Origin of the sequence: Jannaschia seosinensis, assembly GCF_001408515.1 — a bacterium.
Classification (GTDB): domain Bacteria; phylum Pseudomonadota; class Alphaproteobacteria; order Rhodobacterales; family Rhodobacteraceae; genus Jannaschia; species Jannaschia seosinensis.
The window spans coordinates 1-8,982 of sequence record NZ_CYPR01000168.1; the positions used below are offsets into that span (position 1 = coordinate 1).

At 59.8% G+C, this 8,982-nt stretch carries 4 protein-coding genes and 6 pseudogenes; 6 read left to right on the forward strand and 4 right to left on the reverse strand.

The features are described 5' to 3' along the window. Window positions 1-337: hypothetical protein (locus JSE7799_RS21810; protein ID WP_245624883.1), on the forward strand; the 337-nt coding region annotated here is incomplete at its 5' end. A 97-nt stretch (window positions 338-434) separates the two neighbouring features. Here JSE7799_RS21810 and JSE7799_RS21815 read toward each other — a convergent pair. The 3 pseudogenes from JSE7799_RS21815 to JSE7799_RS20560 all read right to left on the reverse strand — a co-directional run. Beyond that, window positions 435-626: pseudogene (locus JSE7799_RS21815) on the reverse strand (CRISPR-associated endonuclease Cas1); the annotation flags it as partial. A gap of 398 nt (window positions 627-1,024) precedes the next feature. Beyond that, window positions 1,025-1,126 (reverse strand): annotated as a pseudogene (locus JSE7799_RS21370) (IS110 family transposase); the annotation flags it as partial. Further along, window positions 1,113-1,232: pseudogene (locus JSE7799_RS20560) on the reverse strand (IS481 family transposase); the annotation flags it as partial. The pseudogenes JSE7799_RS20560 and JSE7799_RS21370, both read right to left, overlap by 14 nt. Before the next feature lie 322 nt (window positions 1,233-1,554). Between JSE7799_RS20560 and JSE7799_RS12860 the strand changes: the two are divergent. The 4 genes and pseudogenes from JSE7799_RS12860 to JSE7799_RS12875 all read left to right on the forward strand — a co-directional run. Then, window positions 1,555-2,643 carry an ABC transporter ATP-binding protein gene (locus JSE7799_RS12860; protein ID WP_055663983.1) on the forward strand — a complete coding sequence of 363 codons (1,089 nt, stop codon included), beginning with the start codon at window positions 1,555-1,557 and terminating at the stop codon, window positions 2,641-2,643. Between the two features lie 77 nt (window positions 2,644-2,720). Further along, window positions 2,721-3,842 carry an extracellular solute-binding protein gene (locus tag JSE7799_RS12865; protein ID WP_055663984.1) on the forward strand — a complete coding sequence of 374 codons (1,122 nt, stop codon included), beginning with the start codon at window positions 2,721-2,723 and terminating at the stop codon, window positions 3,840-3,842. Window positions 3,843-4,207: 365 nt separating this feature from the next. After that, complete coding sequence (locus JSE7799_RS12870) at window positions 4,208-5,962, forward strand: ABC transporter permease (protein WP_083480573.1); 1,755 nt, start codon at window positions 4,208-4,210, stop codon at window positions 5,960-5,962. Window positions 5,963-5,972: 10 nt separating this feature from the next. Further along, window positions 5,973-6,824: pseudogene (locus tag JSE7799_RS12875) on the forward strand (ABC transporter permease); the annotation flags it as partial. A 210-nt stretch (window positions 6,825-7,034) separates the two neighbouring features. Here the strand turns inward: JSE7799_RS12875 and JSE7799_RS12880 are convergent. Next, window positions 7,035-7,250 (reverse strand): annotated as a pseudogene (locus JSE7799_RS12880) (IS5/IS1182 family transposase); the annotation flags it as partial. 124 nt (window positions 7,251-7,374) lie between these two features. On the opposite strand from JSE7799_RS12880, the pseudogene istA reads away from it, so the two are divergent. Further along, a pseudogene (gene istA, locus JSE7799_RS12885) lies at window positions 7,375-8,736 on the forward strand (IS21 family transposase); the annotation flags it as partial. Window positions 8,737-8,982 lie beyond the last annotated feature (246 nt).

The window sequence follows — 8,982 nt, forward strand, 5'->3', positions numbered from 1 at the left end:
GGTCGAGGTCACCTTTGCAGAAACCCGCGCGCATCTCGGCGTCGAAACCCAAAGGCAGTGGTCCGACAAGGCAATCGCGCGAACAACACCTGCCTTGCTCGGTCTCTACAGCCTCATCTCGCTGTGGGCCTGCGATCTGCTGAGCACGACCAGCACGCCCTATGCCGCAGCATGGTATCGCAAGACCAATCTCACCTTCACCGACGCCATCGGTTCGGTGCGTCTGGCCCTCTGGGTAGGAGAGGTTTTCCAACACTCTCCGCCGGACCGGGAACCGCAAGAAATCCCGCCCGACCGCCTCGTGCGCATGGCCGAAGCACTTTGCTTCGCCGCATAATGTATAAAGTCGAGCTAAGGCGCGCACCTTGGGCAAAGTGTCCCTCGAGCGGCATCAGGACGGATCGGGGCGCATGGTTAGATCCGCAAAGCACCACCGGCGTCCCTTGGTCTGCCAACGCGGTCAGCAATGCTGCTGTCCAAGTCGTACCATGCGCATGGACAATAACGGCAGCGACCTGATCCAGCGGGACACGCCCCACCTCCGTCCCGCCTTCGGAAACCTTCAGGAATCCTCGATCGCGTGACAGGTGCCGCCCGTCAGTCGCGATATCGATGATTTGGTCCATGGCGCCAACCCTTTCGGACTGGACTCATCCACAAGATTTGGGCGTCAGGATGGCGGGCCCGGATCGCGGACGCGGCCCATCTCGTCGACATGGACACGGCGGATCCCAGCTTTCAGCATCGGACCCGCGCCAATTTGCCAGAAACGGAAGGGATCAGCTTTGTCTCGCGCACGGGCATCGGCGTTTGCCTCGTTGTGCGGCGCGAGAAAGAGGCCGTTCTTCACGTGCATCGACTGCACGTACCAAATTCCCGTCACTCCATTCCGCTCCAGCGCCACCATATCGCGCTTGAACACGCGCAAAAGGCGCTTGGCCGCCGGATGCGGCTTGTCTTCCACGTTGCTATGGGCAGCAAAGGTCGTAACGACATGAGGGCGGATCTTGCCATCGGGTAAGGGTGGCGTCGGTGTCCACACCCGATCCTCCTTGAGCAAGGTGTTGGCCAGCACGATCAGCTTTCGCATGGTGGCCGTGATCGCGACCTTGAACGGTCTGCTCCGTTATGCCGAAGCGCTCGGCCAGGACCGGAGCAGGCTCCGTGCTCGCCTGGATCGCCGCCCGCACCTTCGGCGTGGTCGTGGCCTGCTTGTGAAGATGTATCAGCATGGTCGTGCCCCGTCTCGAAGGTCCCTCAGAACCGATCTTGCCATGAAGAGCGCGGATCGTCGCGGGGAAAGGTGATCATCCGGGACGGAACACCTAGCGCACACCCGTCACCGAAACCATGCGATGAGTCCATTCGCAAAGACAGAAGCTTCGAGCGTCAATCGTATTGTGAAATGAAGGCTTTGTAACGCCAAAAATAACCAGTAAATCTTCATGCAACAACCGCTCTGGCTCATCGGGTTGCAAACTTCACCGGCAGATGCTTGTCTATAGATAGGTGCCGAAGAGCGACCGGAAAAACGGGGAAAAGATCTTGCTTGATATGCAAGCTGAAGATGCGTTCGTGCAATTCGAACGCGTTCAAAAAAGTTATGATGGCGAAACGCTCGTCGTGAAAGATCTCAATCTCGCCCTGCCGAAGGGTGAGTTCTTGACCATGCTCGGACCTTCGGGATCGGGAAAGACGACCTGCCTCATGATGCTAGCCGGGTTCGAGAGCGCGACGCACGGCGAGATCAAGCTGAAGGGTCAGCCTATCAACAACATTCCGCCCCACAAGCGCGGGATCGGGATGGTGTTCCAGAACTACGCGCTGTTCCCGCACATGTCGGTGGCCGAGAACCTTTCATTCCCACTTGAAGTCCGGAAGATGGGCAAGTCCGAGCGCGAAGGAAAGATCAAGCGCGCGCTCGACATGGTGCAGATGGGCGACTTTGGCGGTCGCCGTCCCGCCCAGTTATCCGGTGGCCAACAGCAGCGGATCGCCTTGGCTCGCGCCTTGGTTTTCGAGCCTGAGCTGGTTTTGATGGATGAGCCTCTCGGCGCTCTCGATAAGCAGCTGCGTGAGACGCTTCAGTTCGAGATCACGCGTTTGGCGCATGAGCTGGGGATCACCGTCGTTTATGTGACCCATGATCAGACAGAGGCTCTGACGATGTCGGACCGGGTCGCGGTTTTCGACGATGGCCGGATCCAACAGCTTGCGCCACCAGATGAGCTTTACGAGGCGCCGCAGAATAGTTTCGTTGCGCAATTCATCGGCGAAAACAATACGCTCGATGGCGTGGTTTCCAAGTTGGGCAGCGACAGCTGTGTGGTGAGGCTCGATTCCGGTGAAGAGATCGATGCATTGCCGGTCAATGTCTCGAACGTGGGTGATCGGACGCTCGTCTCGATCCGGCCCGAACGGGTCGAGATCGATCCGGATTTGGGTCCTGACGCGCACACACTCAATGCAGAAGTGCTTGAGTTCATTTACATGGGTGACGTGTTCCGGACCCGCCTGCGCGTCGCAGGTCGCGATGATTTCATCGTCAAGACACGCAACCGTGCCGATCAGGTTCGGCTGAAGCCTGGCCAGAAGGTCAAGATCGGCTGGTTGCCGCACGATTGCCGCGCGCTCGATATCTGAGCCGCATGAACCGCACGTCTGGCCCACGGCGTGCGGAAAATACCGCAAGGGCAAATCCAATGGAGAGACAAGACAATATGAAGATGCGAACAATTCTACTTGGTTCCTGCGCATTCGCGCTGACCGCCACCGGCGCTTTTGCGGCCGCTCACGAAGCTGAGATGGCCGACGAGATGACGGTCGTATCCTGGGGCGGCGCCTATCAGGGCAGTCAGGATGAAGCGTACGTCAAGCCGTATGTCGAAATGAACCCCGAGGTCGAGGTAACCTGGGACGAGTCCTCCGCCGAGGCCGTCGCCAAGATGCGCGCGATGAACGAAGCGGGCAACGTCACCTGGGATCTCGTTGACGTCGTGGCGTCCGATGCGATCCGCTTGTGCGACGAAGGTCTTGCGATGGAGGTTGATCATGATGAGATCTTGGCGCCCGCGCCGGACGGGACCGACCCGACCGACGATTACGGCGATCTGATCATCTCCGACTGCTTCATTCCGCAGATCGTATACTCGACGACCGTCGGCTATCGCTCGGATGCAGAGGGCTGGACCGGCACTCCGGAAACCATCTGTGCACTTTGGGACCAGGAGAATTTCCCCGGTCAGCGCAGCCTGGAAAAGCGCCCGATCGGCAACATGGAGTGGGCGCTCCTTTGCGACGGCGTCGCCAAGGATGACATCTACGATGTTCTCGAGACCGAAGAAGGTCAAGACCGCGCCTTTGCCAAGCTCGACGAGTTGAAGGACAACACCATCTGGTGGACGGCGGGCGCCGACACGCCGCAGCTTCTGGCGGATGGCGAAGTCGTCATGGGCTCGACCTATAATGGCCGTTTGTTCAGCCTGATTGCCGAGCAGGACCAGCCGGTCGAGATGCTCTGGGACGCGCAGGTGTTCGACATCGATGGCTGGGTCATCCCCGCCGGCCTGTCCGATGAGAAGCTCGCGCGCGTGAAGGACTTCCTGTACTTCGCCACCGACACCCAGCGTCTGGCGGATCAGTCGAAGTACATCGCGTACGGTCCGGCCCGCGAATCGTCGGCGCCGATGGTCTCGACGCATGCTGAACTCGGCATCGAAATGGCGCCGCACATGCCGACCGACCCTGCCAATGCCGAAAACACCTTCCTCTACAACTATGAGTGGTGGGCCGATTATCGCGACGATCTGGACTCGAAGTTCCAATCCTGGCTTGTTCAGTAAGTGATCCACTGCAGGGCGGGAACGATCCCGCCCTGCACCTTCGTGCCGGGTCAACAGTTTGACCGACGAGACTCGTATAACAGAGGCGGAACTTGCTTGAGGGCGACGTGATCGGCCATCTGACGTGACAAGCTCGAAGAACGTGTCCGTCGTTTCTGCCTCCACATACCCGCCTTGCAAGCCCTCCGTCGCGTTTTGCGACCGATTCCGGACGTTTAAAGAGACTTGAAGTATATCGTGTGTGTCCATCGGGACCCCGATCATCCGCCCGCGGGATACCAGTCGAGACAGTGTTCCGCCCAAGAAGTTCGAAGCTTCACCGCCTTGCGCGCCGCCGCACCCGCCCGCCACAGGAAGGCCCGAAGATGACCGATCAAGTGACCGGCCCCGACCAATTCACAGGCGCGACGCCCGACAACGCCATTCGCAACGCCGATCGCGAGGAGCGCTCCGGTCCGATGCTGGCCGCGGACGGGCGTCCGCTAAAGCAGTCGTTGAACCGGGCTCTGCGCGCGCAGAAGTTGCGGGCTTTGGCGCTGATCGCGCCGCTCCTCGTCTTCATCGTCATCACGTTCATTCTGCCGATTGCGGACATGCTGTTCCGCTCGGTTGAGAACCAGATCGTGAGCGAAACCCTTCCGCGCACCGTCGTGGCGCTCGAGGATTGGGACGGTGACGGCGCTCCCGAAGAGGCTGTGTTCCGCGCGCTCGCCGTCGACATGACGATCGCGGCCGAGTTGAAGGAGCACACGCGGCTCGGGTCGCGCCTCAACTACGAGACGACAGGTATATCGTCCCTGTTCCGGAAGACCGGTCGCGCAGTCGACGACGTGGACGAGCTTTACGTCGACCAGTTCGAGGACCTGAACGAAGCTTGGGAAGAAGGCGCGACTTGGGCAACCTTGATGGGTTCGGAGGACTGGATCGAGGACCGTGCCGAATGGGCGGCGCAAGTCGAGGCCGCGGAAGCGGCGCAGGACGCGGCCACCACTGCCGAAGAGGCGATTGCCGCCGCATTTGAAGAGCCGGCGCCGCGCTTCGAGCTAGCCGACCAAGCGCGAGCAGCCTTTCCGAGCGCCGCGCCGCTTTACTCGCGATTTGCTGAAATTTCTCAGGTCGAGAACGAGGACAGTCTCTTCCGGGAGGAGCCGTGGCCGGCGGTCTACGAGGCTCTTTACGCCGATCTTCTGGCGGAAGGCGGCGAGGGCTATCAGGGGCCGCAGGCGGACCTTGTGGCAGAAGCGGCCCAAGCCGTGTCCGGGTTCGAGACAATCAGCGCCCGTGACGCCTTTGCCGACATCGACGAAGACTGGCTCGACAGCGACGTCTGGGGCACGATCCAAGCGTTCTCTGACCCCTATACGGCGGGATATTTCCTTTCGGCGGTCGACCTGCAGCTATCTCCCGAAGGTGTCGTCGCACAGCCCGACGACCAACGCATCTATGCGCTGCTGTTCCAGCGAACGCTGTTCATGTCGATGGTCATCATGTTCAGTTGTGTCCTGCTCGGCTATCCGATCGCTTTCCTACTTTCGAACCTTCCGATGCGGACGTCAAATATCCTGCTGATCCTTGTCCTTTTGCCGTTCTGGACCTCGCTGCTTGTGCGGACCAGCGCTTGGAAAGTCCTGCTTCAGCAACAGGGTGTCATCAACGACACTCTCGTCTGGCTTGGAGTTTTGGCTGACAGCAATCGGCTAGAGCTTATCAACAACCAGACCGGTACAATCATCGCGATGACGCATATTCTGCTGCCGTTCATGATCCTCCCGCTGTACTCGGTAATGAAGACGATCCCGCCTTACTACGTCCGTGCGGCCAAGAGCCTGGGTGCGAAACCATCGACAGCGTTCTGGCGGGTGTATTTTCCGCAATCGGTACCGGGCATCGGCGCGGGCTGTATCCTCGTGTTCATTCTATCCATCGGTTATTACATCACGCCGGAATTGGTCGGCGGCACGACCGGGACTTTCATCTCCAACCGAATCGCCTATCATATTTCGCAATCGTTAAATTGGGGACTCGCTGCGGCGCTCGGATCAATCCTGCTCGCGGTCGTGCTGGTCCTGTATTACCTGTACGACCGGATCGTGGGCATCGATAACGTCAGCTTGGGCTAAGGAGAACATCATGGAACTTCATCCCTATGCCTCGTTGGGCGAAAAAATCTGGCATTATGCCTTTTACGTCATCTGCGGTCTGATCTTTTTCTTTCTGATCGCACCGATCCTCACGATCATACCGCTCAGCTTCAACGCCGAAAACTTCTTTACCTTCACGCCGGGTATGCTCGCGTTCGAGGCCGACGCGTACTCGTTGCGTCATTACCAAGATTTCTTTACCAACTCCTCATGGCAGCAGGCGCTGGCAAATTCGGTAAAGATTGCGCCGATGGCGACTCTCCTGTCGGTGGCATTCGGCACGTTGGCGGCGGTCGGCTTGAGCCAGCCGCATGTTCCGGCACGCCGCGCAATCATGGCAATTCTTATCTCGCCGATGATTGTTCCCCTCATTATTTCAGCGGCCGGGATGTATTTCTTTTACAGCCGTATCGGCCTGCAGGGCACTTATCTGGGTGTGGTGCTTGCCCATGCCGCATTGGGTATTCCCTTCGTCATTATTACCGTGACAGCCACATTGGTCGGCTTCGACACATCACTGACTCGCGCCTCGGCCAATTTGGGCGCCGGTCCGGTGCGCACCTTCTTCAAAGTACAAATGCCACTGATCCTGCCCGGCGTCGTATCGGGAGGACTCTTCGCCTTCATCACCTCTTTCGACGAAGTCGTCGTCGTGCTTTTCGTTGGCTCGGCCGGGCAGAAAACGTTACCTTGGCAGATGTTCATCGGCCTGCGCGAGCAGATTTCACCAACGATCTTGGCCGTTGCAACAATTTTGGTGACAATTTCCATTCTCCTATTGACGACGGTGGAGCTACTGCGCCGCAGGTCAGAGAGGTTGCGGGGGATGTCGCCTAGCTGAAGCCGATAAAGAACGGGTGTCGTATTGAATTCAGCGCGCCGCTCCCCCCCCAGCCGAGTTAGCTTCTAAACCATTTGGTCAATCGAAATGCTCATAGGGAGATTATAAAGACTGGATTGGTTTTGCCGCGCGAACTTGATAAGTTTCGTCCTGCGAATCCTTGCTGATAGCTGATCGGCACGGGCAGCTCGACGCCCCCGATCTATAATACTAGGCTGTGTTGATAAGACGCCGTGTCCATAAGCGGATGCAGGCGACGTCGACGAAGCCAAGGAAGCTTTCGACGGTCTTGTCGGAGCGGGTGGCGACGCGGCGGGCGTTCTTGAGGCGGCCGCAGCAGCGCTCCACGAGGTTGCGCAGCGCGTAGAGCGTCCGGTCGACGCCCGCGCGGGCCTTGCGATGTCAGCGCATGGGGATTACCGGGATCGTATCGCGGGTGTTGGCTGTCACTGAGAACTGACCCGGCAGCAGTCTAAATTGTCACTGAGAACTGACCCATGTGGAAGCTTGCCCCTGACGGGATTTGTCGGGGGTTTTCGGAGTGATCGACATGGGATTTTTGAGCGTCATTCGACGTTGGGCATTGCGGGACAAGATGCCCATCCGCGAGATCGCGCGGCGGACCGGGCTGTCTCGCAACACCATCAAGAAGTATCTGCGGGCGGGGATCGTTGAGCCCCGGTTCCAGACACCGGCGCGGCCGAGCAAGCTGGACCCATATGCCGAGAAGCTGACAGGCTGGCTGGTGACGGAGCAGCGCAAGTCGCGCAAGGACCGGCGCACCGCCAAGCAGATGCACGCTGATCTGGTTCAGCTTGGCTATGACGGCTCGTATGAGCGTGTCGCAGCCTTCGTGCGGACTTGGAAAGGAGACCGGCAACGCGCGCAGCAGACGACCGATCGCGGGACATTCGTGCCGTTGGTGTTCCAGCCGGGCGAGGCGTTCCAGTTCGACTGGAGCGAGGACTGGGCCCCCGTCGGCGGCAAGCGCATCAAGTTGCAGGTGGCCCACATCAAGCTGTCGCACAGCCGCGCGTTCCTGGTCAGGGCCTATTTGTTGCAGACGCATGAGATGCTGTTCGACGCGCATTGGCACGCGTTCCGGGTCTTTGAGGGCGTGCCGGGCCGCGGGATCTACGACAACATGAAGACGGCGGTGGATCGCGTGGGCGTTGGCAAGAAGCGCGATGTGAATGCGCGGTTCATGGCCATGACCAGCCACTATGTGTTCGAGCCCGACTTCTGCAACCCGGCGGCGGGCTGGGAGAAAGGCCAGGTCGAGAAGAACGTGCGCGATGCGCGCCACCGGCTCTGGCAGGTGATGCCGGCCTTTCCGGATCTTGATGCGTTGAATGTGTGGCTGGAAGAGCGCTGCAAGGCGCTGTGGACCGAGACCGCGCATGGCAGCCTGACCGGCAGCATTGCCGACATCTGGGAGGTCGAGAAGCCTGCGCTGATGCCGTTGCCCACGGCCTTCGATGGCTTTGTCGAACACAGCAAGCGGGTATCGCCCACCTGCCTGATCACCTTCGAGCGCAATCGCTACTCTGTCCCTGCCAGTTTTGCGAACCGCCCCGTCAGCCTGCATGTTTACCCCGAACGGCTGGTGATCGTGGCCGAGGGGCACGTGGTCTGCGAGCACCAGCGCATCATTGAACGGTCGCACCGGCAACCTGGCCGCGTCATCTATGACTGGCGCCTTTACCTCGCCGTGGTTCAGCGCAAGCCGGGCGCGCTTCGTAACGGCGCCCCGTTTGTCGAGATGCCAGAGGCATTCCGCCAGTTGCAGGATCAGATGCTGCGCAAGCCCGGCGGCGATCGGGAGATGGTCGAGATCCTGTCGCTGGTCCTGCATCACGATGAACAGGCGGTGCTGTGCGCCGTGGAAATGGCGCTGGAGGCGGGCGTGCCGGTATTGTACCCTCAGGTCTGGAAATTCGCTTGAGACGCGGGGCGTGAGCCCGTGCTGGGGCGCCCCAGCACGGGCTGCCCATTCTGGTATTCCATGGAGTTGCAACACGGCCATGGAGAAGAACGAATGGACAGGAAGGATACGGCGCTTGAGGCGGTCTTGGAACAGTTGATCGAGCACGGGCCCGGCGAGATCGCATCGGTGTTCGCGCGGGCTTTCGAGCTGGCGATGCAGATCGAACGGGAG